Genomic DNA, 26,845 nt, shown 5'->3' with positions numbered 1-26,845 from the left:
GGCAGATGTGCATGTTCAGTCCCCTCGTATTATTTATATCTTTGCCAAAAAGCCGGGCAAAACAAACTTGTTTGCGCTGGATGGACAAGGACAGGTTCTGATTAATTCGCCGGTTATTATTGAGCACGACATTTCAGCGCTTGACGCCGCGTTGAAGGACTTATCACCAAACTCGAGCTTAAAAGCCCATTCCATGAATGAGGGCATCATTTTGTCAGGGCAGGCCTCTTCGGCTGAGGTCGCTGCAAGTGCCCTTCAATTGGCTTCTTTATACGGTGCTAAAAGTAAGGTCTTCAACCGTATCGTTGTCGAAGGTGCTGTTCAGGTTAATTTACGGGTTCAGGTGGCAGAAGTCGCCCGTTCCGTGACCAAGCAACTGGGCGTAAACTGGGAAAATCTTGCGAATATCGGTAATTTTGCGGTTGGCTTGGGAACAGGTCGGGATGTCATTAGCGGGGCGGCTACCGTAACGCGGACAGGGACAGTTTCCAGTGCTCTTTTAGGATTTAATGACGGCACGACTTCTATTAATACATTGATTGATGCGCTCGAAGACGAGGGATTGATCACGTTATTGGCAGAACCGAATTTGACAGCCCTTTCCGGTGAATCAGCAAGTTTCCTGGCGGGGGGCGAGTTTCCTATTCCGGTGCCGGGTGAAGATGGTGCTGTAACTGTTGAATATAAAGAGTTCGGTGTGTCACTTGATTTCACTCCTAACCTTGTTGGAAACGACCGGATCAATCTTAAGGTGAAACCGGAAGTCAGTCAGCTTTCTTCGAATTCGGCCCTTAATATTGGCGGTATTTTTATCCAATCGCTTGTAACAAGGCGGGCAGAAACAACGGTTGAACTGGCAAGTGGTCAAAGCTTTGTGCTGGGAGGCCTTTTGAACAGTGACACGGACAATAATGTTTCCAAGACACCTTTGTTGGGCGACCTGCCGATAATCGGAGCGCTTTTCCGCTCAAGTTCGTTTCAGAAAAATGAGACCGAACTGGTAATTATCGTAACGCCTTATCTTGTGAAGCCTACAAGTTCGCGGATTGCGTTGCCAACGGATGGTTATACACCACCAAATGATACGGATATTTACAAGGACGGTAAGAATTTCCGTCCGGCGGATGAAACGTCTCAGGCACCTTCAAAGCCGAAAAATACAGAAACAGCGTCTCAGGATGTCAAGTTACTCGGCCCTGCCGGATTTATCATGGAGTGATCAGATGATGTCCACTACTTCAAAATTCTCGAAAAAGTTTGGCTTGATTGGTCTGGGGCTTCTCGCTCTTGGGGCTTGTGCACCAACAGATCCTGTAACGGGTGAAAAGGTCCTGCGGGCGAACCCTGAAAATTCAACGCTGAATAAGCAGATTAATGTGTCCAAGGTGACACCAACTTTTGTTGTCAACTTTCCGCAAAATGATGATGTCTTTTCCGATCTGGAAAAAGGCCGTCTTCTCGGATTTCTGGAAGCACAAGGCACCGGTTTCGGCGATGCGCTGCAATTAGAGCTACCGCCATTTTCAGATTCTGCAGGTATCAATGAAGCCCGGTTTGGTGCCATTGGAAGTTTTTTACAAGACCAGGGGTTTGTTGTTGAGCCTAAGCTCGCCCGGGATGGTCTGGAAAATTCGTTGCGTGTTTATTACACCAAATATGTGGCAACAGTCGATCCAGACTGCGCGAAAGGTTGGCGGCGTCCGGAAGGCACGAACTATGAAAATCTTCCCTTGCCGCATATGGGGTGCGCCACAGCATCTTCACTTGCTCAAATGATTGCCGATCCAAAAGATCTGGTCGATCCGAAGACAATGGGTGCCTATGACGGCCACAGGGCCGCACAGTCTATCTTGAAGTATCGTTCCGGCGGCAAAAGTGCGGCCGGAAAACCAGCGCCTTCTGGCGGGAAAAAGTAGTCTTAATATTTGGAAGGCATGACAAATGGCGAGTGCAGCATCTAATTTAAGCACACTTTTCGGAAACCAGGTCAATGAAGACTTTATGGCTTTCGTTGACGATGAGCAGACTCTGGAGATCTTCCGTCAGGAAGCGTCTGAAAACGGATGGTCCGTTGACGCCATTCTGGACGGCGGTATTCACGTTGCGGTGGATCGCATTGAAGCGGGACACTCTCCTAAAATTATTTTTGCGGATATTAGCAGAAGTATCGATCCTGAAGGGGACGTGACCCGGCTTGTGCGTAAAATGGGGCCTGATAATTCGCTGGTCATTCTTGGCGCGTCAAATGACGTTAGCGTTTTCCGTCGCATGGTTGCGCTGGGTGCGAGTGATTATCTGGTTAAGCCGATTACCCCAGAACTATTGGCGGATGCGGTTCAAAGACTGGATCAGGCGTCTTCTGCCAACAAATTGTCAAAGGGAAGCCGGCTGACTGTTATCATCGGCGTACGCGGAGGCGTTGGCGCCTCGACGATCGCAACAAACCTGTCCTGGATAATGGCAAATGAAGAGAAGTTGACGACGGCTCTGATCGATCTTGATCTGCATTTCGGAACAACCACGCTTGCGCTCGATATCGAAACGGGCGGTGGCTTCAGAGAAGCACTGGAAAATCCTCATCGTTTGGACAAGCTGTTTTTGGACAGTGCTATTTCTAAATCAGGTGACAAGCTCGCAGTTTTGGGAACAGAAGAGCCGATTGATGAGTTTGTTGATATCAATCCAGACTCAGTTGATGCGCTGATCGGTGAAGTAAATCAGGATTATAATCAGGTTGTCATAGACCTGCCGCGTCATTTACTTCCGTCACAGGGTGCATTACTGGCTTCCGCAGATACCGTTGTGCTGGTTGCGGATCAGACATTGGCGGGTATTCGCGATATCAACCGGATTACGCAAGCCATGACATCTCTTTCAACGAAGGGCCGTATCCTTCGAGTGGTTAGTCGGGTAGGCGCAGACAGAGCAGCGCAGGTTTCAAAATCTGACTTCGCCCGCGCGCTGGAAGAGCCAATCGATTGCACGATACCAGAGGATGCGAAAACCCTGACAATTTGTGCAAATGCAGGAAAGGCCATTCCTTCTGTTGCAACGAAGGCGCCGATTTCCAAGGCATTGAGAGAATTAGCTGCGGTTGTTTCTGATTATCAGGAACCGAAGAAAAAAGGCTTTTTTGGCCGCATGAAAAAAAGCAAATCCAAGGTAGAGAGTAATAATTCGTGAGTTTATGGCGTTCTTCAACATCTTCTAATCAGCGCGGGAAAGACAATTCTGGTCCTAATAAGGTACCGGAGACCGATAGTGCTGCGCTGGCCGATAGTATTGGAGAGCTTGCGCGAGAAGCCCTGTTGGATGGGTTCGATGCGACTACTCCGCGCAATGATGTTGCCCAGCAGGTTAAGGTTTTTGTTCGGGAGACACTTTCTCAGCGAAAAGTCGAACTAAACGTTTTAGAGCAACGCAACCTTGTTGCAACCGTCTCCAAGCGGCTGCTTGCTGATGCTGCCGAAAAAATTGTAGAACCAGAGCTGGAACAGGCAGACAACCCAGGTATTCAGGGTTACGTCACAAGCGACCAGGCCATTCCAGATGCAACTCAGATCCTTGAAGAAGGGATCACAGTGTTCGGCGCAGATACGGCGGCGCCCGTCGAAGTGAAAGCTCAATTCGAACAGCCGATCGACGTACCGGTACGTGGCCCGGATAGTTTTGAAGAGGGCGAGGACTATCCCGAGCCGATTATCCCAAAAGCATCCAGTCCGGAACCGAAACCCGCGCCAGTAACCTCACCAGAGCCAATCCCGGAACCAGAGGATACCAGCGATACGCTGAGGCTTCAGGCTGTCACTGAAAAAGCGGCCCCTCGTGCAGCGTCCCAAACAGAGGTTGTGAAAGAACGGGTGCAACCTTTACTGCTTGAACGCATCGATATCAGCGCTGCTGTGACAATGGACCGTTTGGATCTTGCACGAGATATTTCTGACATTGTCGGCGATATTTTGCTGGAAGAAAAAATTCAGCTGAACCAACGTGAACAACGGGAACTGATCGAAAGCCTGATGCATGACATGCTCGGGCTGGGACCATTGGAACCTCTTCTGGCTGATGACGGCGTAACGGACATTATGGTGAACGGCCCGAAACAGGTCTATGTGGAGAAAAAAGGGAAGTTGATCCTTTCTGATTGCCAGTTCCGCGATAATGCCCATGTCATGAGTATTGCCAGCCGTATTGTGAGCCATGTCGGACGTCGGGTGGACGAATCCAATCCATTGGTGGATGCCCGCCTTGCAGATGGTAGCCGTGTTAATATTATTATCCCGCCACTTGCCATTGACGGCCCCAGCATCTCCATTCGTAAATTTGCCAAGCAAAAAATTACCCTTGATGTCATGGAAAAGCAGGGAAACCTGTCGCCTGCTGCGGCAACAGTTTTACGGGTGGCGGGTCGGTGTCGCCTTAATATCCTGATTTCAGGCGGTACGGGCTCTGGTAAAACGACATTGCTGAACGCTATTTCACAGCTGATCGATCCCGGTGAACGGATTGTAACGATTGAAGACGCTGCCGAGCTGCAAATGCAACAGCCGCATGTTGTGCGTCTTGAAACCCGCTCCGCCAATCTTGAAGGCGGCGGCGAGATTTCAATGCGTGATTTGCTGAAAAACTCCCTTCGGATGCGCCCGGACCGAATTATTCTGGGTGAGATCAGGGGCGGTGAAGCCATTGATATGCTTCAGGCAATGAACACGGGCCATGATGGCTCTCTTTCTACTATTCACGCCAACAGACCGCGTGAGGCTTTGACCCGACTGGAAAACATGGTGGGTATGTCAGGGGTAAACCTCCCTGCAAAGGCTACTAAAATGCAGATTGCGTCAGCAATTGACCTGATCGTGCAGGTTAGCCGAATGCGCGATGGCATGCGCCGCATTACCTATATTTCTGAAGTTGTTGGCATGGAAGAAGACGTGATCACTATGCAGGATCTGTTCTGGTATGAATTCCAGGGTGAAGATAAAGGCGGCCGCCTGATCGGTGACTTTAAGTCGTCTGGTCTGCGGCCTCATTTTGCACCAAGAGCGGCCTATTTCGGACTGGATAAAATGTTGATAGGAGCAATGTGATGATCGGCGCAGAAGATCAAATGATGATGACTTTGGTTGTAGGGGGCGCGACTCTCATTGTTGCGCTTATCCTCGGTTTTGCGTTGATGGGCGGCAATGAAGTCGGAGCCAACACAAAACGGCGTTTGGCTGAGGTTGGACGGGGCGATGGCCCTATGCCAACGAAACCGACGCGCCGGAATACAGCTCGATTGAACGACCAACAAAGCAGTATCAAAATCCTGGATATGATTGTTCGAAAGTTTGTCCCTAATCCGGCCAAACTACGCAGTCGTCTTGAAAAGACGGGGATGAAACTGACCATCGCAGAATATTCTCTTGTGGTTGTTGTAGTGATCGCCTTTGCCCTGATTATTCTGACAGTCCTTTATGATTTTGGAATGATGTTGGCCATACCAACAGCGATTTTTTGTGGATTGTTTTTCCCCCATTTTATGATCGGATATTTAGGAAAGCGCCGCATTAACAAGTTTATGAAAACCTTTCCAGAAGCAATTGAACTGCTTGTTCGAAGCCTGCGCGCTGGTTTGCCGATCAGCGAAGCAATTGTTACTGTCGGTACAGATGCACCGGATCCTGTCGGTGAAGAGTTTCGCGGAATTGCGGATGCTGTCCGCATGGGTAAATCTTTGGAAGAAAGCCTTTGGGACGTTGCAAAACGAATTGATCTTCCTGACTTTAAGTTTCTAATCATTGCGATTTCAATTCAGCGGGAAACAGGTGGCAACCTGGCGGAAACATTGGGCGGCCTTGCTAACACTTTGCGTAAACGTCGTCAGATCAAATTAAAAATTAAGGCCATGTCTTCAGAAGCACGAGCAAGTGCCTGGATTATCGGCTCCCTGCCTTTCATCATGTTCTTCCTGTTGTGGCTTGCCAATGATGGTTATGTCATGGCGTTGGTCGAAGATCCGCGCGGCGTTTACATGATCGGTGTTGGTCTTGTCATGATCGCATCGGGTGTCGGTGTCATGGCGAAAATGGTTCGATTCGAAATCTAGGAAGGAATGAAAGATGATCGATTTATCAACGTTACTTCCTGATTGGCTTAAATCTGAAGATGTTCTGGCAATGATCGCCGGTATCGCAGCCATGGCCTCTTTCCTGATCATATGGAACGCATTGCTGGTCAAGGATACACTGCCTGACAGAATCAAAAATCTTGAAAAACGCCGCAATAAATTGCGGGAAGACGTGGTCAACCAGACTCGGCAGCGCAGTCAGCTTATTGCCCGCGAAACCATGATGCATCGTGTTGTTAAAAAGATGCAGTTGATGAAGGGTGAAAAAGCACGGCAGATATCTGTCCACCTTGCACAGGGTGGTTGGCGTTCAAAAGATGCCCTGGTCACCTATCTTTTCGCCCGCATTTGTCTGCCGATAGTTTTCGGCGGCTTGGGTGCACTTTATCTTTTAGGGACCAATCCATTCGAATGGGTGCCCTCTGTTTCACTTGGGGCGTCAGCCTTTCTCGCCCTAATCGGGTACGCGTTGCCGCGCCTGATACTAAAGAACCAGATATCGAAGCGGTACGCGGCAATGCGAAAAAGCCTGCCCGATGCGCTGGATTTGTTGGTGATTTGTACGGAAGCAGGCCTTAATCTGGATAGTGGCCTCGATCGTGTTTGTCGCGAAGTTTCTAATTCCGCACCAGAGCTAGCGGACGAATTTGGACTAACGGCCATCGAATTGGGCTTTTTGCCTGACCGCAAGGAAGCATTGATGAACCTTGCCAGACGGGTGGATTTCCAATCCATGACCACCTTGGTCAATACTCTTCTTCAAACTGAAAAATATGGTACTCCTCTCGCGGTCGCTTTGCGCGTCCTATCCGCAGAAATGCGGGATGAGCGGCTTATGAAAGCAGAAGAGAAAGCCGCCCGGCTTCCTGCAATCATGACAGTGCCAATGATTGTTTTTATTCTGCCATCCCTGTTTATTGTGCTGATCGGCCCTGCCGTTCTTAAAGCAATTGATGCCTTCAGTGGTGGCTAACGCTCAGGCTTTCTCCAATTGCGAATAGTCTATATCGCCTATTCGGTTTACTTTCTTCCTAAGCTGAGCTGTTCGCCCCCTCCAGTGTAATGATCATAAAACTGTTCATAGCGGAATAAGGCCGCGAGGGGTCTGTTTTTCACACCAATCCATCGCCAGTCTCATCAACTTTTTCTGTTATATGTGTTGGTCCATTCGGCGCTCAAAACGTCGGTACTGCAGTTGCTGCGAATAAGGCACGGGCGTGGTGCCATTTATTCTGGGAAAAAGATTGTTCTTTTCTACTCTGCGCCTTCCATACTGTGTGGGCCGCTTAACTGTCGGCATCTTCGCCGGTGGTAGGATCAGCGAGGGAATGAGGGCGGTCCTTGTTCAAGGATAAGGGACAAAAAAACCCGCCATAACGAGGCGGGTTTTTTAAGTAATTAGCAGTGTTAGTATGACCCAGACCCAATATCCGTAATACGCTGAGACCATTCTTGGTTATAGGATCTTAAGGTCGAATAATGTGTTGTCGGGTCGACGATCGCAGCCACAACATTTTCCGTCGCAGAGGGGCTGGGCTTTTGCTCGTTGGATTGGCTTTCAACGGTATCAATGCGGACACGCGGTGTGTAGCAGGCCTCAGAACGACGAATGAGGGTTTCGCATATTGTCATTGGGGTTGCGGCATTTGAAAATGCGCCCACCCGTACTCGATAGAAGGTTCCCTTTTCTTCGCCAAGTTCTACTTTGGCAATCAATGGCTTATGATCGCCAAGCAGGTCAGAATGGCGTTCCTGCAGAAGGGACCACCCTCTATTGGCACGGTCTTCAGATTTAAATGACCCAAGCTGTATGTAATAGTCATGGGTTCTAACCTGTTCACCGATTACCTTGTCAGTCGCCTCGGAAGTGTTATGTTCAGCAACAGGGGTAATATCAGCCTTTGCAAGCGACGTGTCTTCAGGTGTCATGTTCACTTTTTCAGGAATGCTTGCGACTGTGTTCGCGCTGGAGACCTCAGCCTTCGGAACGAAGACTTCATTTTTAGCGGTAGGGGGATCGAAACTACTGAAGTCAGGATCAACTTTACTGTAGGTCACAGGTTTGGAAAGGGCATCCGCTTCAACATCCGCAACGGGAGCCGCCGCGACTTTTGGTCCCTCTGCTTTTGGCTGTTGTTCGCGGATGCTGGCAATCATTTCAGCTGGAGCAGGGGCCTTCGCATATTGTTCAAAATGAGGTGTGCGAGGGATGGTCGGCAGGGTGCTCTTTGTTTCGGCAACCTGTGCAACGGTGTTGAGCTCTGTGCTTTCTTCACGGGCAACAAGCAGGTTGTGTGGCTTGCGAGAGGTTTCCGGCGCCCGGTACTCTATATTGTTGTGCTGGGCAATTAAACTTGCCTGCTGTTCCTGTTCCTTGAGGTTGTCAGAAGTGTTCTGGTTTAGCGCTTTAAAATAAAGGGCATTGTTCCGTGCTTCTTTTTCACTCAAATCCATTCGGGAATACCGCATTGCATCCGCAGACTTACCGGCCATTCCGTAAACCAACGCCAGATTTTGACGGTGTTTCGCATTGGCATGAGGATGCGTGGTAATGATTTCCAGCATGGCAATGGCTTGATCTGTGCGTCCGGACAGCGCTAATGATAAGGCCAGATTGTTCTGGTAAGTCAGATTGTTGGTATCCGCCTTGATGGCAAGCCTGTAATAATCCTGTGCTTTGCCATGTTCGCCTGCTGTATCCAGAGACACTGCCATACCCCCAAGAGAGCGCGCATTGTTGGGATCGAGGGCGATCGCTGATTCAAACGACTGCGCGGCCATATAGGGTTTGTCTTGATTGAGTAGGCTGTATCCAATACCTGTATGCGCAGCGATAACATCTGGAGATGTTTCCAAAACGCTTTTGTAAAGCTCAATCGCAGCGTCTGGTTTTTTGGTTTTCCTCAGGATATCTGCCATTGCAAGAACAGGGGCTGGGTTTTTGGGGCTTTTATGAGCTGCCATTGTATATAAACGCAATGCGGTTGCAGGACTGCCTTTTTTCCAGGCACGATCTGCAATACGCATTAAGCTTTGTACGGACATTCCCTTGGTTGCGCTTTGTGGCACCGAAGCGACAGGTGCTTTTACCGGTTCCATCGTGTTCGAAGCTGCAGGGGTATTGTCTGTCGTATTACAGCCCGCAACAACTAAACTTGTCGTCATAAGCAAGGCAAGTTTGTTCATAGAAAGCATATTGTTCATCCGGGACACGGTGCGTCCTCCCAATCCAATACTGAATAAGGGGTAACCATAGCCAAATCATCCTTAAAAACTGTTAAGAAAAGGCCGGCTATTTGCTCAAAATTTTAGTAAAATTGGGATCCCGTATGTTTATCAGTCCTGCCCCTGACAAAAATTGTCATTGGCGTGTTTTAATATCCTTTTCATTCGCCAACAGGCGGCCTCACATATTAAGCAAAAGGATCTTAAAATGACTGATTTACCTCCTAGTATTGTTTCTCACATATCCCTTGGAACAAACCGCTATCAAGAGGCATTAGATTTTTATGACGGTGTTCTGGCAGCCATTGGTGCAAAAAGGATACTGGAGCTGCATCAACATAATGCAACAGCATATGGGCGGCAATTCCCTGAATTTTGGATACAGGCGCCCCATGATCAATCGAAAGCCACGGTTGGCAATGGTACTCATGTGGCTTTTCTGGCTATCTCAAAACAGGCCGTTGTGGATTTTTTTGAAGCAGCTGTAAAAGCCGGGGGCAGCCCTGACGGCGAACCCGGCGATCGTCCCCATTATGGCAAGGCTTATTATGGATGTTTCGTCCGCGATCTGGATGGCAATAAAATTGAAGCCATGTATTGGGATGAAACACTCGGTGAAGAAGGTCACTGATTTAGTCTTCTCCGCGTGGGCGGAATAGGGGACGTGTGCTCCTGATATTCTGTCATAGGGGGATGCACGTTTTGGGCAAATTGCGGTTGAGCAACTGGTGGGGTTCCGTTTGAAGGAACCCCATTCGGCTGGATAAAGTTACCGGGCAGCGCGTTATTTGAATAGGATTGATTTGCGCCCGCCGCCTGATAAGGTGCGGCTTGAGGCGTGTTTGTATTTGGATCAATATAGCGATCGAACATTCCGGATCCTATTTGTTCAGGTAAGGCCTGAAACAAGGAAATTGTATTTGCCATACCGATCCGGTTCACAAAATTTGCTATCGTAATTGTAAGAAGCCCTGTTCTGAGGGTTTGCTCATCAACGCCTTGTCCTTTGCATTTTGCAAGTGCATCAGACAGTTCTTTTGCGACGATGTTGTTGGTGTTTGCCGCTGTCATTTATGATCTCCTCAACAAGTGGAACCTATCCTTGTATGCGTCTATGATTGCAAGACGCGCGTGGTTTATATTTGTGAAATTGTTCAGGCCACTTGCTATACTGGCAAAAAATGATCAAGGAGGCTTGGAATGGATGACGCGATTGACCATCTGACGCGATTGATGGCGGAAAGTGAAAATATTGTTTTTTTCACTGGCGCGGGAATAAGTACTGAGTCAGGCATACCGGATTTCAGAAGCCCTGGAGGTTTTTGGGAGAAGAACCGGCCTATTGATTTTTCTGAATTCATGGCGTCTGAAGACGCGCGTAAAGAATCCTGGCGCCGAAAGTTTAATATGGAAACGGTGTTGTCTAAAGCCGCACCGAATGATGGCCATAAAGTGATCGCGTCTCTTTATAAAATGGGCAAGGTGTCATCTGTCATTACACAGAATATTGACGGTTTACATCAGGTATCAGGCGTCGATGAAAAGGATGTCATCGAAATTCATGGGAATACAACCTACGCAAAATGTCTCGACTGCCATCAACGGATGAGCTTGGAAGATGTGCGCTCCGTTTTTCAGGTCGACGAAACGTTGCCTGTCTGCCCGGCATGTGGGGGAATAGTTAAAACCGCTACCATTTCATTTGGTCAGGCAATGCCAATAGAGGCTATGCAACGCGCTGAAATGGAGGCGATTAATTGTGATTTATTTGTCGTGGTAGGATCTTCCCTCGTTGTTTATCCGGCGGCAGATATTCCGGTAATCGCGCTCCAGCACGGTGCTGAGCTTGTTATTATCAACCGGGAAGAAACAGCACTCGACAGATTTGCGACACTCGCGCTTAATCGTGAAATCGGAGAGACCCTAACTCGCTGTCACAAATTTGTAGCGTGAATGACTCATAGTGGGTGTCTTGAACAAAATTTGTCATAATTCAGTCAGAGAAGAGAATTTAGATGCTGAATAGCACCGGATTTATTGGGAAAATGTTCGTTTTCCTTCTATTGATCACTACACCAGTTGCCATTGTTGCAATCTGGCTGGTATCGCAGGGGTTATTGCCTGCTGAATATGCGGTGCTGCTTATTCTTACTCCGGTCGGACCCGGTGTTTTGATTTACAATCGCCTTCTTCGGGAAACAACAGTGCTGTCGCATCGGATCGAACATGAGGCAAGCGCTCCACTTTTTGGGCATCTGTTGCCAGGCTCAATTCGGTCGGGCCTGCTTCCAGTCAATGATTTATTGCTGGCAATTCAGCAATATCGCCGCAGTATGCAGAACCTTTTCAAGGAAGCCCGGTCCCACCAGGACGACGCGATTTTGCTGTTCAATCTGCTTCCTGACCCTGTTTTGGTTCTTGATCAAAAACGCCGCATTAGTCGGTTCAACAGCGCGGCCAGAAACTTTTTCAGTGCTGATTTAGCGGAAACTGACCTGACGGCGTATTTGCGTCATCCATCCCTTATCAAGGCTGTTGACGCTGCCCTGGGCGGTGAGATTGAATCGCAGGTCGTTGAGTTCAAGATGGCAGGGAGCGTAGGGCGCTATATTGAAGCACATGTGACACAAATTCCGGGCGACGGCGGGAAAGATTTACGGGTTATCCTGACTTTGCACGACTTGACCACGGCCAAGAAAACGGAACAGATGCGGGTGGATTTTGTGGCGAACGCAAGCCATGAATTGCGAACGCCTCTGGCAATTTTGATCGGTGCGATTGAAACATTGCAAGGGCCAGCAGCCACTGACCGGGAAGCGCAAGCGCGGTTTTTGAGTATGATGCACGCTCAGTCCCGCAGGATGTCCCAATTGATTGATGATCTATTGTCTTTATCTCAAATCGAGATGAACGAGCATGCACGTCCTTCCGATCAGGTCGATGTAACGGATGTACTGCGAAGGGTCGTCGGGCTTATCACAACCAGAGCCAGTGATCTTGGGAAGACAATTAATGTTATGGCACCAGAAGAGCCTTTGCTGGTTTCAGGGGACAAGGATCAGTTGGCACAGATTTTCACTAACCTGGTGGATAATGCTCTGAAATATGGCAAGGAAAATACTGCTGTGTCCATATTTCTGACGCGGTCGGAGAAAAGCATCGCCGTTTCAATCATTGATCAGGGCGAGGGGATACCCTCTGAACATATTCCCAGATTGACGGAACGGTTTTATCGTGTGGATAGCGACCGGAGCCGGGAAATGGGCGGAACCGGTCTGGGGCTTGCCATTGTAAAACATATTGTGAGTCGGCATCGGGGGCAGCTGGAAATCGACTCTGAGCTTGGAAAAGGCTCTCGCTTTACAATTCATCTGCCTGCACTTGTTATATAAAACCCCATAAAATAGCCATTTGTGGGGCTGTAACAATAGTGTCATAAAAATGTAGTACTCCGGTCACCATCGAAGAGCAAGTTCCCGAAATCGGCAGGAAACACTGTCGCTCAAATGAACGGAGACTAGACGTGTTAAAGAAAACTCTCGGACTTGCTGTCATTGCGACAGTAGCATTCGCTGGACAGGCTATTGCCCGCGATCAGATCAGAATTGTTGGATCTTCTACGGTTTTTCCATTTTCCAAAACGGTTGCTGAGAATTTTGGCAACAAAGGCAAGTTTGCGACGCCTGTTGTGGAAAGCACCGGTTCCGGTGGCGGACTGAAACTATTTTGTGCGGGTATCGGTGAAGGACATCCTGATATTACTAATGCTTCCCGTCGCATTAAAAAATCTGAAGTCGAAAAATGTGCCAAAGCAGGCATTACAGAAATTACTGAAGTTAAAGTTGGATTTGATGGCATTGTACTGGCAAATTCCAAATCTACGGCCCCTATCAAGCTGACCAAAAAGCAGATTTTCATGGCGCTTGCCAAACAGGTTCCGATTGATGGAAAGCTCGTCGATAACCCTTACAAAACTTGGAAAGATGTTGATCCTTCCTTGCCAGACACAAAAATTGAAGTTCTAGGCCCTCCTCCAACCTCCGGAACGCGGGATGCGTTTTCAGAGTTGGCAATGGAAGGCGGCGCGAAGAAATTCCCAAGCCTGAAAGCACTGAGAAAATCAGACAAAAAAGCATTTAAGGCAGTGGCCCACTCCGTACGCGAAGATGGCGCCTATATTGAAGCGGGTGAAAACGATAATCTGATCGTTCAGAAACTGGTTGCAAACCCTTCTGCGGTTGGTGTGTTCGGCTTCAGTTTCCTTGATCAGAATGCTGACAAAATTCAGGGCGGCGTCATTGGCGGTGTTGAGCCGACATTCGAAAATATTTCTTCTGGAAAATACGGCATCTCCCGCTCTTTGTTTTTCTATGTAAAGAAAGCCCATGTTGGCAAAATTCCTGGTATCAAAGAATTCGTTGCTGAATTTACAAGTGAAGATGCTTTTGGTGAGTTCGGGTATCTTTCTGAAAAAGGGTTGATCCCGCTTTCTGAGGCAGAACGGGCGAAAGTACGTAAAGCTGGTACATCTCTTTCGAACCTGATGATGTAAGTGGCGGCGGGGCAGAGAAATGTTTTTCTGCCCCTTCTTCCTTCCTTCGACTGCTGAACAGCATAAGGCGCTATAATGAGTTTCTCCCCTTTGATATTCCTGCTTTTGGCCATGTGTACTGCAGGCTATTGGTATGCAACCAAGAAGGTTCTTGCAGGAAAAGGAACAGACGGCGGCGGATATGCTGGTCGCCCTCACCAGTTCGGAATGTATGTTGTGGTGTGGGGTTTGCTTCCGCCACTTCTTCTATTTTTGGTTTGGTTTGTCTTCACACTTCTTCCGTTGGATCGCACCACGGGGCCCCTGCAACAGGTCGATCAGATCATTTTTCCTGTTCTGGCCATGTTGGCCGCGGCGGGCGGTTTATATCTGGGTATTCAGAATATCAAGCCGGGATTACGGGTTCGTAAGACGCTAGAGGGTTCAGTTTATGCCATATTGATCCTGGCATCGACCATCTCAGTTTTTACAACCGTTGGAATTGTATTTTCCCTGTTATTTGAAACGCTTAGCTTTTTTGAAAAAGTACCGTTATCGGAGTTTTTCCTAGGCTTGAACTGGAGCCCGCAAACCGCCTTGAGGGCGGATCAGGTAGGCTCATCAGGTGCATTCGGTGCCATACCGCTTTTTGCCGGTACAATGCTGATTACCCTAATAGCGATGATCGTCGCAGTTCCCTTGGGCTTGTTCAGCGCGATCTATATGACAGAATATGCGTCGAACGGTTTTAGAGCCGTTGTGAAGCCAATTCTGGAGATTCTGGCTGGTATTCCAACGGTGGTTTATGGCTTTTTTGCAGCCCTGACAGTGGGCGTGTTTTTTCGGGATGTGGGCTCGTCTTTAGGCCTATCCGTTGTCTCGGAAAGTGCATTGGCCGCAGGTGTGGTTATGGGAATGATGATCATTCCGTTTATCTCTTCGCTGAGTGACGATATTATTATGGCAGTTCCGCAAAGCCTTCGGGATGGATCTTACGGTTTGGGGGCGACCCATTCAGAGACCGTTCGAAAGGTTATACTTCCAGCCGCTCTTCCAGGTATTGTCGGGGCAGTCTTACTGGCTGTTAGCCGGGCGATCGGCGAGACAATGATTGTGGTCATGGCGGCCGGTTTCGCTGCAAATTTGACGGCCAATCCGCTGGAGGCGGTGACAACAGTGACCGTACAGATTGTCGGATTGCTGGTCGGTGATCAGGAGTTTGACAGCGCTAAGACGCTGGCGGCTTTCGCACTCGCGTTGGTGCTGTTTGTTATTACCCTTGCCCTTAACGTAATTGCCCTTGTGGTTGTTCGCAAATATCGAGAAAAATATGACTGATACTGCTCAGACAGAAAAGAATGCCGGGTGGGGTTCGAAAGAGAGCCGGGCCAAGTTGGCAAAGCGGCATCGCTCGGAGAAGATTTTTAAATCCCTTGGATTAGGCGCGATTATTATTGCCCTGTGCATGCTGACAACTCTGATTGTAAGTATCACAAGCAAGGGATATACCGCCTTTGTGCAGACACGGTTTGATATTGAGATCACTTTCTCAACAGACATTCTGGATCCAGAAAAAACGAATGACCCGGAAGTTTTGCGGGCAGCCAGTTATGGTAGCTTGGTTCGGAATGCTCTTCGATCAGAATTTCCCGATGTAAAGTCGCGCAAAGAGTTAAGGGCTTTGTTCGGTATCATTAGCAAGGGGGCTAATGTTCAGCTTCGCAAATTGGTGATGGAGACCCCAGAATTGATCGGCACGACGAAGACAGTGAGCCTGATCGCAAGTGATGATATGGACATGTTCAATAAAGGATATATTGAACGTGATATTCCGCAAGACGATCGTCGCGTGAAAGATAATGAAATTCGTTGGTTTGATCAGCTGGATAGCAAAGGTGCCGTGAAAACCGTTTTCAATAGTGGCTTCTTTACTTCGGGTGATAGCGGTGAGCCGGAAATCGCAGGAATTTGGGGCGCGGCGGTTGGTTCTTTCTATACATTGCTGATCACATTTGTCATTGCCTTCCCCATCGGCGTCATGACCGCCATTTATCTGGAGGAATTTGCGCCTCAAAATAAACTGACGGATATTATTGAGGTCAATATTAACAATCTGGCAGCGGTTCCTTCCATTGTATTTGGGCTGCTGGGCTTGGCGTTGTTTCTAAATGTTGCCCATCTTCCAAGATCCGCGCCTCTGGTTGGCGGATTGACTTTGGCGTTGATGACCTTACCGACCATTATTATTGCCGCGCGGGCAGCGATCCGGGCCATACCGGATAGTATCCGCAGTGCAGCTCTGGGGTTGGGAGCATCGCGTCAACAAACCGCCTTTCATCATGTCCTGCCGCTCTCCATGCCGGGAATTTTAACGGGAACGATTATTGGATTGTCGCAAGCCCTTGGGGAAACTGCGCCGCTTTTGATGATTGGAATGGTCGCCTTTATTGTGGATATACCAGGCTCAGTAACTGATCCGGCAACTGTTTTGCCCGTTCAGGTTTTCCTTTGGGCCGATAGCCCAGAGAGGGCATTTGTCGAGAAAACTTCTGGTGCAATTATGGTTTTGCTCGGCTTTTTGGTGATTATGAATGCACTGGCAGTTCTGCTGCGCAAGAAATTTGAACGCCGCTGGTAGACTGGCGATGGAACAAGGACACAAGGATATGCAGATGCTTGCAGATATAGCGTCAACAGACACCGCCGAAAAAAACGCGATGATTGAAGCTCGGGATGTTAGCGTTTTTTATGATAACAAGCAGGCGTTGAAGGACGTCTCACTCGACGTTTTCGAAAATGAAATAACGTCGTTGATTGGCCCATCAGGGTGCGGAAAATCCACCTTTTTAAGGTGTTTGAACCGGATGAATGATACGGTTGCTGGATGTCGCGTTGAAGGTACTATTCTTTTGGATGGCGAGGATATTTATGCCTCTTCCGTTGATGAGGTGTTGTTGCGTGCAAGGGTAGGGATGGTCTTTCAGAAGCCTAATCCGTTTCCAAAATCGATTTATGATAACGTCGCATATGGTCCGCGTATTCACGGCCTTGCCAAGGATAAGGACGAGTTGGACGATCTTGTCCTGACAAGCCTAGAGAAAGCTGGGTTGTTAAAGGAAGTTCGAGATCGCCTGAACGCCTCTGGCACCGGTCTTTCTGGGGGGCAGCAACAGCGACTGTGTATCGCGCGCGCGCTTGCGGTTCAGCCTGACATTATTCTGATGGACGAGCCATGCTCAGCACTTGATCCTATTGCAACAGCAAAGGTTGAAGAGTTGATCGAGGAACTACGGCAAAATTATACCATCATTATTGTGACCCATTCCATGCAGCAAGCCGCCCGCATCTCACAGAAGACGGCTTTCTTTCACTTGGGAGAAATTGTCGAGGTTGGGGACACGGAGCAATTATTTACAAGCCCGTCAGATGAACGCACACAAGGCTATATTACGGGTCGTTTCGGTTAATTTCGAAGATCGAGGAGAAACAGAATGAGTGGAACAGGACATATCGTCCGGTCTTTTGACGAAGATCTTCAGGAAATGCGTAACACCATCATCGAGATGGGGGGACTTGCCGAAAGTCAATTGGAAGCGGCTGTTCGGGCGCTTATGGACCGCAATACGGATCTTGCTCAGGCGACGATTGAAGCCGATGTGGCTGTGGATGAACTGGAACAGAAAATTGATAGCTTGGCGATAAAATTATTGGCCTTGCGTAATCCGGTTGCCGACGATCTTCGCCTTGTGATTTCTGCCCTGAAAATAGCGTCGTTATTGGAACGTGTTGCTGACTATTCAGCCAATATTGCAAAGCGCGTGATTGCCCTCAACCTTGCGCCGGCCATTCGGCCGGTGTCCGCCATCCCAAGGATGGGTGAAATGGTTCGTCACATGATTGATGACATACTGACCGCTTATGCTCAGGAGGATGTCGATCTGGCCTATGACGTCTGGCGGCGCGACCGTGATGTTGACCAGTTATACAACAGCATGTTCCGTGAGCTTTTGACTTATATGATGGAAGATCCGCGCAGCATAACAAGTTGTACCCATCTTATTTTCATGGCGAAAAATATTGAGAGAGTAGGCGATCATATGACAAATATCGCTGAAATCATCGTGTATCAGATAACGGGTCAAGCCCCGAAGGAAAAGCGCCCGAAAGGCGATAAGACCAGCATTACAATGATAGACCTTCCAGAAGATCTTGCGACCCGAGGAACTGAAAACTAATGAAAGTCCTAATTGTTGAAGATGAACCCTCGATGATCGAGTTGCTGCGCTACAATCTTGTGAGTGCCGGTTTTGAGGTGAGTTCCGCCATGGACGGAGAAGAGGCATTGATGCTTATCGATGAGCAAACTCCGGACATGGTTCTTTTGGATTGGATGTTGCCAAAACTTTCCGGAATAGAAGTATGCCGGATGCTGCGCCGTAAACAAGAGACGCGCAATCTACCGGTTATTATGATTACAGCCCGCGGCGAAGAGACCGACCGGGTTCGTGGACTGGATGTGGGCGCAGATGATTATATGTCAAAGCCGTTCTCTCCGAACGAACTTCTGGCGCGAATTCGCGCTGTATTGCGGCGCCATAACCCAAATTTGGGAAGCGACATGATCTCCGTCGCTGATGTATCCATGGATCTGGTTGCCTATAAGGTCAGTCGGGCAGGGAGAGAGCTGCATTTAGGTCCTACGGAGTTCAAGCTCCTGCGATACTTTATGGAGCGCGCCGGTCGGGTGCTGACAAGAGAGCAGCTTCTTGACGGAGTTTGGGGGCAGAATGTGTATGTTGAGGACAGGACGGTTGATGTCCATATCAGGCGGTTGCGCAAAGCATTGAACAGTGAAAATGAAGTTGACCTTATACGAACTGTTCGTGCGGTTGGATATTGTTTTGAAAAGGAATAGGGGAAAATAATCCCCTTTTCACCACCAGAATGTGAAACCTTGATTAGCTTTCAGCAGCTGCAATATGCTTTTTCAAAGTGCTAATCAGGCCATCAACATTCCCGCCATTTTTGCTGATGACAGATGAAAATTCATCACGGTGCGTCAATGCCATGCTGACATTTTCAACAACGATATCGACAATTTTCTGTTCGCCTGACTTGTTGGTTCGAACGCGCCAGTCAAGTTTAATGGGCGGCCCTTTGGGGCGGATGATCTGTGATTTGACCAGATACTCGTTCTTGTTAAGAGGTTTTGCTTTGAGAATCGTCAGGTTCTCGCCTGAATATTCACCAATACGCTTCTGGTAGGTTGTAATAATGTATCTTTTGAAAAGTTCCTGATACTCGGATTTTTGTTCGGAAGAGGCTTTGCGCCAATGTTTTCCGAGCACAAATCGGCCGATCAAATTCATGTCAAAGTCGCGAGACACTAATTTATCAAAACCGGCCCGTTTAGCGTCAGCATCCAGTTTCTCATTGGAAAGAAGCGTAACGGCTTCCTTGCCGAGATTCTCAACAAGGGCCGTTGCAGACTTTTCTGAACTCGCTTCAGCATGCGCTGAAAAGAAAGAAGGGCTAACAAGAGCGGGGGCAACGGTTAGTGTAAATGCAGCGACCGATACCACGAGTAATTTGCGTAAAGTCATCCCTTCAAGATTCCTTTTATTTAGTTGAAGGGACAGATCTTCTTACAGTCTCTTCATCTTCCTGGAATAAGAGGGAAACACGATCAGTTGCCAGCGGTGCATCCTCATCCTGTTCAAATGAGATATCCGGAAGCGGTGTCAAGTCACCCTCTCCATCCAGAATTTCACTTTTCCTGTTTTGACGATACAGACTGCGAACAGTCGCATAAAAATCAATAGAATTCTTCTCGATTTCATCGAGTGATTCCAATGAACGTGACCGGAAGTCAATTGCGTGTGCTGCACCACGATAAAGCGGCACGTTGTCAACGTCATTATTGCGGGCGATCAAATTCACCGGATCAATGAAATATTCGCCAGCGATCCCGACGGCTTCACGTGATGTGTTTGGGCCAAGGACTGGCAAAACCAGATAAGGGCCTTCAGGAATTCCCCAAACCGCGAAAGTCTGACCAAGATCTTCTTCATCATAGTCGATTTGAGCAATGTCAAAAAGGCCACCAAATCCAAGGAATGTATTTGTAAAGAAGGAACCCATATTATCGCCAGCGCCATCAAGATCGCCCTGAGCAATATTGTTTAGGAAATACATTGGTTGGGACAGGTTGTTCAAGAAGTTGGTGACGCTGTCTTGTACAGCATCAGGCAGAGCTTCATTATAAATATGCGCAACCGGCTTAAGTGCCAAAGCGTCGAGTGCGTTATTTACATCGAAGAAATAACGGTTTAATGGTTCGATCGGATCCTGAACCTCGTTATAGACAACATTTGCAGGATCTTCTCCTGGAGGTGTTGTGCAGCCGCCCAGTAGACCAAGCGCCAAAGTCGCTATACATCCTGACAACAATGATGCTCTGAATTTTTTTGAACTCATATTCATACCCAGCTTTAGCTTTCTAACGCGGCTTATCTATCATGATAAAAACACAACAATCGTTACTGAAGTCTTTATTTATATCAGAATAAAACCTGACCAAAGTAAAATCATGACTTTGTTACAATTTTTTACCAAACATCTGGAAGACGTATCATAGAGAGGGGGCATATACCAGTGGGGAAACTCACCTTCGCACATTTCATTAATTCAAATGTTGCTAAAAAGTCGCTCAAAAATCATCTGTACAAAGATATAAATATATGTTTATATCATTACAAAGACATTTTGATGATTGGATTGATGCGTGGAGCAATTGCTACAAGGTTTACGGGCTGCGGGGGAAGAAACGCGGATGCGTCTTCTTGTTTTGTGTGGCCACGCAGAACTGACCGTTAGCGAGCTCATTCAGATTTTGGGGCAAAGTCAGCCGCGGGTTTCCCGGCATCTCAAGCTCCTCTGCGACGCTGGTTTGCTGGATCGCTTTCAAGAAGGTAGTTGGGTTTATTACAGGCTTGCCAATAAAAGCGGGACGTCTTTATTAGCCCGGTATTTAGTTGATCTGGTTCCTGAAGAAGATCCTGTCGTCTCTCGGGATCTGGAGCGTCTGAATACCATAAAACAGGCCCGTTTGGACGCTGCGGACGATTATTTCCGGGAAAATGCAAAGCATTGGAACAAGATTCGATCTTTGCATGTTGCTGAAAAAGAAGTCGAACGGTTGATTCTATCCTCCGTTCAGGACATGAAAATCACTGACTTTCTGGATATCGGCACCGGAACGGGTAGAATGCTGGAGCTATTTGGGCCTTTGTCCCAGTTTGCCGTTGGCGTGGATACCAGCCGCGAAATGCTTGCTTTCGCGCGCGCGGCGATTGAGGGGGCAGACCTGCGAAACTGTCAGGTGCGTCTCGGCGACATGTATACTCTGCCTTTTTTAAATGACTCACAGGACGTCGTGGTCATCCATCAGGTGTTGCATTATGCAGACCGACCGAAAATGGTCATTGCAGAAGCAAAAAGAGTATTGCGGAAGAACGGACGCCTTGTTCTCGTCGATTTTGCACCGCATGAAGTTGAAACCCTGCGCACAGAACATGCTCATACCCAGATGGGTTTTGATGCGGATCAGGTTTGGTCATGGTGCGAAGAGGCCGGTCTTAAAAGAAAAGATTTTCATATGCTTGCGGGTGACCCGCTGAATGTAAATATCTGGATTGCTGAGCAGTCTAATACTGATAATCCCTCAGGAGAGAGAGAATGACACTTCCCGACAAGTTTTTAGAACGGGTAGAAACTGAACGTTTGTCCAATATTGGCGGGTCCAACCCTTTATCAATTTCATTTGAATTCTTCCCGCCAACGACCGAGAAGATGGCGAGCAAGTTATGGGATACTGTTGAGCGCCTTGGACCTCTCTCTCCTTCTTTTGTGTCGGTGACATACGGGGCAGGGGGATCTACGCGGGAGAGAACCCATGGCCTTGTTAGCCGAATTCGGAAAGAGACGGATTTGGAGCCTGCAGCCCACCTTACTTGCGTAGGTGCCTCAAAATCAGAAATCGAAGAAGTTGCCCAGCAGTATTGGGAAAGTGGCGTAAAACACATTGTTGCGCTTAGAGGGGATCCGCCTGAAGGGCAAGACGGTTTCGTCGCCCATCCGGACGGCTTTAAAGGATCTGTTGAATTGATCGAGCATCTTAAAAAGATGCACGATTTTGAGATCAGCGTGGGCTGTTATCCAGAAATCCATCCAGATGCTGCGTCAAGTCTTGCTGACATTGATTATCTGAAGCGGAAAATGGATGCTGGTGCTGACCGGGCAATCACGCAATTTTTCTTTGATCCGGATACCTATTTACGCTTTATTGACCGGGCACAGGCCCAAGGCGTTGATATTCCAATAATTCCGGGCATATTGCCGGTAACAAGTTATTCCAAACTTCGGCAGTTCAGTGGGCAATGTGGGACACAAATACCGTCATGGCTCACTCATCTGTTTGAAGGACTGGACGATGATCCGGCAACCCGGAATCTGGTGGCGGCGATGGTCGCGTCCGAACAATGCCGTCAGCTACAGCGTGCCGGAGTGAAGGATTTTCATTTTTACACGCTAAATCGTGCCGATCTGGTATATGCCATTTGTCACACAATGGGTGTCCGGCCCAACCGTTAAGTAACGCGCAACCGAATTATTTATTAGTAATTGATCAGGAACGGGAACATTCCCATGAAAAAATCTGCCTCCTACGCAACAATCGAAGACGCTCTAAAGAATAGAATTCTTGTTCTGGATGGGGCCATGGGCACGATGATTCAGACTTTTTCCCTGCAGGAAGAAGACTACCGTGGGGATCGGTTCAAGGCATCTCCGATTGACCTGAAAGGCAACAGCGACCTGTTAACCCTGACCCGTCCGGATGTCATCGAAGATATCCATGACCAGTTCATGGCTGCCGGATCTGATATCCTTGAAACAAATACCTTCAGTGGCACGACAATTGCGCAGGCTGATTATGGTTTGGAAAGTGCGGTCTACGACATAAATTGTGAAAGTGCGAAACTGGCGCGTAAGGTTGCTGATCGCTGGACTGCAAAAACGCCCGATAAACCAAGATTTGTTGCGGGTGTTCTGGGACCAACCAATAGAACAGCCTCCATCTCGCCGGATGTGAATGACCCGGGTTTTAGAAATGTGACTTTCGACGAACTTGTCACGGCTTATGATGGCGCCTTGCGGGGATTGATTGATGGTGGCGCTGATATCATCCTTATTGAAACCGTGTTTGACAGCTTGAACTGTAAAGCCGCTATTTACGCAGTCTTACGATATTTTGATGAAGTTGGTGTTCGTTACCCTGTCATGGTTTCAGGAACCATTACGGATGCGTCTGGTCGGACCTTGTCCGGGCAAACTGCCGAAGCATTCTGGGCGTCCATGGCTCATGCCGAACCCATCAGCATCGGGTTCAACTGTGCGCTAGGGGCAAAAGACCTGAGACCTCACGTCCAGGCTGTTTCAGCAATCGCACCGACCGGGGTGAGCGTTCATCCGAATGCGGGACTTCCCAATGAACTGGGTGAATATGATGATACACCCGCCTATATGGCAGAGCAGTTGCAGGAATTTGCGTCCAGCAACCTTGTAAATATTGTTGGAGGATGTTGTGGTACGCGCCCGGAACATATTAAGGCAATAGCCGAGGCGGTATCGACAATTGCCCCGCGGCAAATTCCTGAAGCTGACCATATTGCACGGCTGTCTGGACTGGAGCCGCTTTATCTGGATGAAACAGTTGGTTTCGTCAATGTGGGAGAGCGGACCAATGTGGCCGGTTCCGCCAAGTTTAAAAAACTGGTGATGAACGGCGATTACGATACTGCGCTGGATATTGCCCGGGATCAGGTTCTGAATGGCGCGCAGGTGGTGGACGTCAATATGGACGACGCCATGCTGGAGGCTGAAACAGCCATGCCGACATTCCTTAATCTTATCGCTTCAGAACCTGATATCTGCCGGGTCCCGGTTATGATAGATAGTTCGAAATGGAATGTGATTGAAGCCGGGTTGAAGACAGTTCAAGGGAAGGCCGTCGTCAATTCTATCTCTCTTAAAGAAGGAGAAGAGGCGTTCATTACCCAAGCTCGGGAAATTCGCCGTTATGGCGCCGCGACCATCGTGATGGCGTTCGACGAAGACGGGCAGGCTGATAGTAAAGAGAGGATGGTCGAAATTTGCACACGATCCTACAAGATACTGACAGAAGTAGTCGGCTTTCCACCTGAAGACATTATTTTTGATCCAAATATTTTCCCAATTGCAACCGGGATTGATGATCATAACAACTTCTCTAAAGACTATATTGAAGCAACCAAAATCATCAAGGAAACCCTGCCTCATGCCAAGATCAGTGGCGGTGTTTCGAATATGTCTTTCTCGCTTCGTGGTAATAATCCGATGCGAGAAGCCATGCATGCTGTCTTCCTGTATCATGCCGTGCAAGCAGGTATGGACATGGGGATTGTGAATGCGGGTCAGCTGGCTGTTTATTCGGACATTCCAGAGGATATGCGCAATCGGATCGAGGATGCGGTTTTAAACCGTCGCGAGGATGCAACAGAAAGGCTTCTGGAAGTTGCCGAGCAGGCGGTTGGTCAGATAAAAGATAATGTGCAGGACCTTTCCTGGCGTGAACTTGATGTGGCGGATCGCTTGAGCCATGCGCTGGTAAAAGGAATTTCTGATTATATTGAAGAAGATACGGAAGAAGCTCGCCAGGGATTTGCCCGCCCTATTCAGGTCATTGAAGGGCCGTTGATGGACGGCATGAACATTGTGGGCGATCTGTTCGGCTCGGGTAAAATGTTCCTACCGCAGGTCGTTAAAAGCGCACGCGTGATGAAGCAGGCTGTTGCGTATCTGTTACCCTATATCGAAGCCGAAAAAGAAAAGGGCGGAGAAGTTTCAACAAAAGGTAAAATCCTTTTGGCAACGGTGAAAGGTGACGTTCACGATATTGGCAAAAACATTGTCGGTGTGGTCCTGCAATGCAACAATTTCGAGGTCATTGATCTTGGCGTGATGGTGCCCTATACAAAAATCCTCGAAACAGCGATTGCCGAAAATGTCGATATCATCGGCCTGAGTGGATTGATTACGCCGTCTTTGGAAGAAATGGCAACGGTCGCTTCGGAAATGCAGCGGGGGAACTTTAGCAAGCCCTTGTTGATTGGGGGGGCGACGACATCAAAAGTACACACAGCGCTCAAGATTGCTCCGCAATATGAAGGATCAACGATTTATGTTACCGATGCATCGCGCGCTGTTGGCGTAGCCACGTCTTTGATCAGTGACGATACCAGCAACTCGATTGTTCAGGATATTAAAGCTGAGTATGAACAGGTGCGAGAGAATTATTACCGCAAACAGAAACCCGATAATTTTGCTCCAATTGAGGTTGCCCGGAAAAACGGGGCCAAGATCGACTGGGGTCAATTTAAACCGGTTAAACCAACATTTATTGGTTTAAAGCAATTCGATGATATAGATCCATCAAAGATTGTAGAGTTCTTTGACTGGTCCCCGTTCTTTAGAACCTGGGAACTTGCCGGGCATTTCCCTAAGATTCTTGAGGATGACGTCGTCGGTGAAACGGCAACCGAACTGTATAATGATGCTCAGGCGATGCTAAAAAAGATCATCGAAGAAAAATGGCTAACCATTAGAGCGGTTGTTGGCTTTTTCCCGGCGGCAAGTGTCGGCGATGATGTGGTGGTATATGAAGATGAAAGCCGGACAACTGAGAAACACCGGTTCCATTTCCTACGCCAGCAAATGAACCGGACCAATAGCCGGGCTAATCACTGTCTTGCCGATTTCATCGCGCCGGAGGAGGCGGGTGTTCCTGATTATATTGGTGGTTTTGCCGTCACGGGGGGACTTGGAATTGAAGGGAAGCTTGCTGATTTTGAACGGACCCACGATGATTATAGCAGCATTTTGCTGAAGGCTTTGGCCGACCGCTTTGCTGAAGCTACAGCCGAGTATATGCATTCCTATGTCCGGCAGGAGCTTTGGGGATATGCGAAGGATGAAAACTTCTCAAATGCCCAACTTATTCGTGAGGCTTATCAAGGTATCCGTCCTGCGCCGGGTTATCCTGCCTGCCCCGACCATTCAGAAAAACCGGGTTTGTTTGAAGTGTTGGAGGTTGAAGACAGAATTGGAATATCGCTGACCGAGTCTTACGCGATGATGCCGGCGTCTTCTGTTTCTGGATATTATTTTGCCCATCCCAATGCACAGTATTTTGGTGTGGGGAAAATTGCAAAAGATCAGGTCGAGGATTACGCAAAACGCAAGCAGATATCAATGATAGAAGCGGAGCGTATTCTAGCCTCTAACTTGGGTTATGATCGGGGGCGTAGCCGCAGTTAATTGATAAATGACGGAATTTTGATTTCCTTTTCGGGATGAAATCTGAAAACTGGAAAACAGGTTAGGCAAGGGAGCTATGCATGTTTTCCAGAATTTTTATGTCATTGTCGGTTGCTATTGTACTGTTTGTTGCGGCTCCCGCTTTCGCTTTTGATGAAATCAATACCGGATATCTGGGATCAACAGCTTTGAAGGGCTATGACAGTACGGCCTATCACTCGTCGCAGCGCTCGATTGAAGGGGAAAAAGCCTTCTTTTTTGAATGGAAGGGGGCGACCTGGCGGTTTGCTGACGCACAAAGTCGTGACCTGTTTGCTGCAGACCCGGCAGCCTATGCACCCCAATATGGCGGATATTGTTCTAACCAGATGAGTCTGGGGAATCTATCAGACATCGATCCGGGTGTGTGGCTTATCCATCAGGGTAAGCTGTATTTCTTTGGGCATCAGGCGGGTAAAGACCGTTGGGAGCGAACCGGTATTGACGCCCGGATAAAAGATGCTGATAAAAACTGGAAAAAGTATCTTGCAAAAAAATAACACTCTTTGTGAGGAACACTCGCTTGC

General features: G+C 48.3%; 23 protein-coding genes. 19 read left to right on the top strand and 4 right to left on the bottom strand.

The features are described from left to right. The 6 genes from ACJAYR_RS13625 to ACJAYR_RS13600 form a co-directional block, all read left to right on the top strand. A partial coding sequence (locus ACJAYR_RS13625) for a type II and III secretion system protein family protein (protein ID WP_415237113.1) occupies window positions 1–1,219 on the top strand: 1,219 nt, incomplete at its 5' end. A gap of 4 nt (window positions 1,220–1,223) precedes the next feature. Further along, window positions 1,224–1,916, top strand: coding sequence for a CpaD family pilus assembly lipoprotein (locus tag ACJAYR_RS13620; protein WP_415237112.1), 693 nt, complete (start codon window positions 1,224–1,226; stop codon window positions 1,914–1,916). A 25-nt stretch (window positions 1,917–1,941) separates the two neighbouring features. Next, entirely contained in the window at window positions 1,942–3,183 is a 1,242-nt protein-coding gene (locus ACJAYR_RS13615; protein ID WP_415237111.1) for a hypothetical protein, read from the top strand. Between the two features lie 392 nt (window positions 3,184–3,575). Further along, window positions 3,576–5,087: an ATPase, T2SS/T4P/T4SS family gene (locus tag ACJAYR_RS13610; RefSeq protein ID WP_415237115.1), complete on the top strand. Its 1,512-nt coding sequence runs from the start codon at window positions 3,576–3,578 to the stop codon at window positions 5,085–5,087. Further along, a complete protein-coding gene (locus ACJAYR_RS13605; protein WP_415237110.1) occupies window positions 5,087–6,088 on the top strand; it encodes a type II secretion system F family protein in 1,002 nt (333 codons plus the stop codon). Before ACJAYR_RS13610 ends, ACJAYR_RS13605 begins: the two co-directional genes overlap by 1 nt. Before the next feature lie 13 nt (window positions 6,089–6,101). Further along, window positions 6,102–7,082 (top strand): type II secretion system F family protein, encoded by a 981-nt coding sequence (locus tag ACJAYR_RS13600; RefSeq protein WP_415237109.1) that lies wholly within the window; start codon window positions 6,102–6,104, stop codon window positions 7,080–7,082. A 434-nt stretch (window positions 7,083–7,516) separates the two neighbouring features. Here ACJAYR_RS13600 and ACJAYR_RS13595 read toward each other — a convergent pair whose 3' ends face one another. Beyond that, window positions 7,517–9,313 carry a tetratricopeptide repeat protein gene (locus ACJAYR_RS13595; RefSeq protein ID WP_415237114.1) on the bottom strand — a complete coding sequence of 599 codons (1,797 nt, stop codon included), beginning with the start codon at window positions 9,311–9,313 and terminating at the stop codon, window positions 7,517–7,519. A gap of 229 nt (window positions 9,314–9,542) precedes the next feature. Between ACJAYR_RS13595 and ACJAYR_RS13590 the strand changes: the two genes are divergently transcribed. Next, entirely contained in the window at window positions 9,543–9,965 is a 423-nt protein-coding gene (locus tag ACJAYR_RS13590; protein ID WP_415237108.1) for a VOC family protein, read from the top strand. Here ACJAYR_RS13590 and ACJAYR_RS13585 read toward each other — a convergent pair. Next, entirely contained in the window at window positions 9,959–10,405 is a 447-nt protein-coding gene (locus ACJAYR_RS13585) for a hypothetical protein (protein ID WP_415237107.1), read from the bottom strand. The two genes, ACJAYR_RS13590 and ACJAYR_RS13585, sit on opposite strands and share 7 nt — an antisense overlap. Window positions 10,406–10,534: 129 nt before the next feature. Between ACJAYR_RS13585 and ACJAYR_RS13580 the strand changes: the two genes are divergently transcribed. The 8 genes from ACJAYR_RS13580 to phoB all read left to right on the top strand — a co-directional run bounded on the left by ACJAYR_RS13580 (window position 10,535) and on the right by phoB (window position 18,780). Further along, window positions 10,535–11,287: an SIR2 family NAD-dependent protein deacylase gene (locus ACJAYR_RS13580; protein WP_415237106.1), complete on the top strand. Its 753-nt coding sequence runs from the start codon at window positions 10,535–10,537 to the stop codon at window positions 11,285–11,287. Window positions 11,288–11,349: 62 nt separating this feature from the next. After that, window positions 11,350–12,726, top strand: coding sequence for an ATP-binding protein (locus ACJAYR_RS13575; protein ID WP_415237105.1), 1,377 nt, complete (start codon window positions 11,350–11,352; stop codon window positions 12,724–12,726). Window positions 12,727–12,857: 131 nt separating this feature from the next. Then, window positions 12,858–13,886 (top strand): PstS family phosphate ABC transporter substrate-binding protein, encoded by a 1,029-nt coding sequence (locus tag ACJAYR_RS13570; protein WP_415237104.1) that lies wholly within the window; start codon window positions 12,858–12,860, stop codon window positions 13,884–13,886. 75 nt (window positions 13,887–13,961) lie between these two features. Further along, window positions 13,962–15,203 (top strand): phosphate ABC transporter permease subunit PstC, encoded by a 1,242-nt coding sequence (pstC, locus tag ACJAYR_RS13565; protein ID WP_415237103.1) that lies wholly within the window; start codon window positions 13,962–13,964, stop codon window positions 15,201–15,203. Then, window positions 15,196–16,503: a phosphate ABC transporter permease PstA gene (pstA, locus tag ACJAYR_RS13560; protein WP_415237102.1), complete on the top strand. Its 1,308-nt coding sequence runs from the start codon at window positions 15,196–15,198 to the stop codon at window positions 16,501–16,503. The genes pstC and pstA overlap by 8 nt, the downstream gene beginning before the upstream one ends. Before the next feature lie 28 nt (window positions 16,504–16,531). Further along, complete coding sequence (pstB, locus tag ACJAYR_RS13555; RefSeq protein WP_415237101.1) at window positions 16,532–17,332, top strand: phosphate ABC transporter ATP-binding protein PstB; 801 nt, start codon at window positions 16,532–16,534, stop codon at window positions 17,330–17,332. A gap of 24 nt (window positions 17,333–17,356) precedes the next feature. Then, the gene (gene phoU, locus ACJAYR_RS13550) at window positions 17,357–18,100 is read left to right on the top strand and encodes a phosphate signaling complex protein PhoU (RefSeq protein WP_415237100.1); all 744 of its coding nucleotides are present in this window, start codon (window positions 17,357–17,359) and stop codon (window positions 18,098–18,100) included. Continuing rightward, window positions 18,100–18,780 (top strand): phosphate regulon transcriptional regulator PhoB, encoded by a 681-nt coding sequence (phoB, locus tag ACJAYR_RS13545; protein ID WP_415237099.1) that lies wholly within the window; start codon window positions 18,100–18,102, stop codon window positions 18,778–18,780. Before phoU ends, phoB begins: the two co-directional genes overlap by 1 nt. A 43-nt stretch (window positions 18,781–18,823) precedes the next feature. On the opposite strand, the gene ACJAYR_RS13540 is transcribed toward phoB, so the two are convergent. Together ACJAYR_RS13540 and ACJAYR_RS13535 are read right to left on the bottom strand one after the other, a co-directional pair. Beyond that, entirely contained in the window at window positions 18,824–19,468 is a 645-nt protein-coding gene (locus tag ACJAYR_RS13540) for an MlaC/ttg2D family ABC transporter substrate-binding protein (RefSeq protein WP_415237098.1), read from the bottom strand. A gap of 16 nt (window positions 19,469–19,484) precedes the next feature. Further along, entirely contained in the window at window positions 19,485–20,342 is an 858-nt protein-coding gene (locus ACJAYR_RS13535) for a VacJ family lipoprotein (protein ID WP_415237097.1), read from the bottom strand. Between the two features lie 307 nt (window positions 20,343–20,649). Here ACJAYR_RS13535 and ACJAYR_RS13530 point away from each other — a divergent pair, with 307 nt between their 5' ends. The 4 genes from ACJAYR_RS13530 (at window position 20,650) to ACJAYR_RS13515 (ending at window position 26,818) form a co-directional block, all read left to right on the top strand. Then, window positions 20,650–21,606 (top strand): ArsR/SmtB family transcription factor, encoded by a 957-nt coding sequence (locus ACJAYR_RS13530; protein ID WP_415237096.1) that lies wholly within the window; start codon window positions 20,650–20,652, stop codon window positions 21,604–21,606. Then, window positions 21,603–22,517, top strand: a complete 915-nt coding sequence (gene metF, locus ACJAYR_RS13525) for a methylenetetrahydrofolate reductase [NAD(P)H] (RefSeq protein WP_415237095.1) — start codon at window positions 21,603–21,605, stop codon at window positions 22,515–22,517. Before ACJAYR_RS13530 ends, metF begins: the two co-directional genes overlap by 4 nt. Window positions 22,518–22,571: 54 nt before the next feature. After that, the gene (gene metH, locus ACJAYR_RS13520) at window positions 22,572–26,279 is read left to right on the top strand and encodes a methionine synthase (RefSeq protein WP_415237094.1); all 3,708 of its coding nucleotides are present in this window, start codon (window positions 22,572–22,574) and stop codon (window positions 26,277–26,279) included. A gap of 80 nt (window positions 26,280–26,359) precedes the next feature. Further along, the gene (locus ACJAYR_RS13515) at window positions 26,360–26,818 is read left to right on the top strand and encodes a YHS domain-containing (seleno)protein (protein ID WP_415237093.1); all 459 of its coding nucleotides are present in this window, start codon (window positions 26,360–26,362) and stop codon (window positions 26,816–26,818) included. Window positions 26,819–26,845 lie beyond the last annotated feature (27 nt).

The organism is Sneathiella sp., assembly GCF_047631475.1.
Classification (GTDB): domain Bacteria; phylum Pseudomonadota; class Alphaproteobacteria; order Sneathiellales; family Sneathiellaceae; genus Sneathiella.
This window is presented reverse-complemented; position numbering and strand designations above follow the sequence as displayed.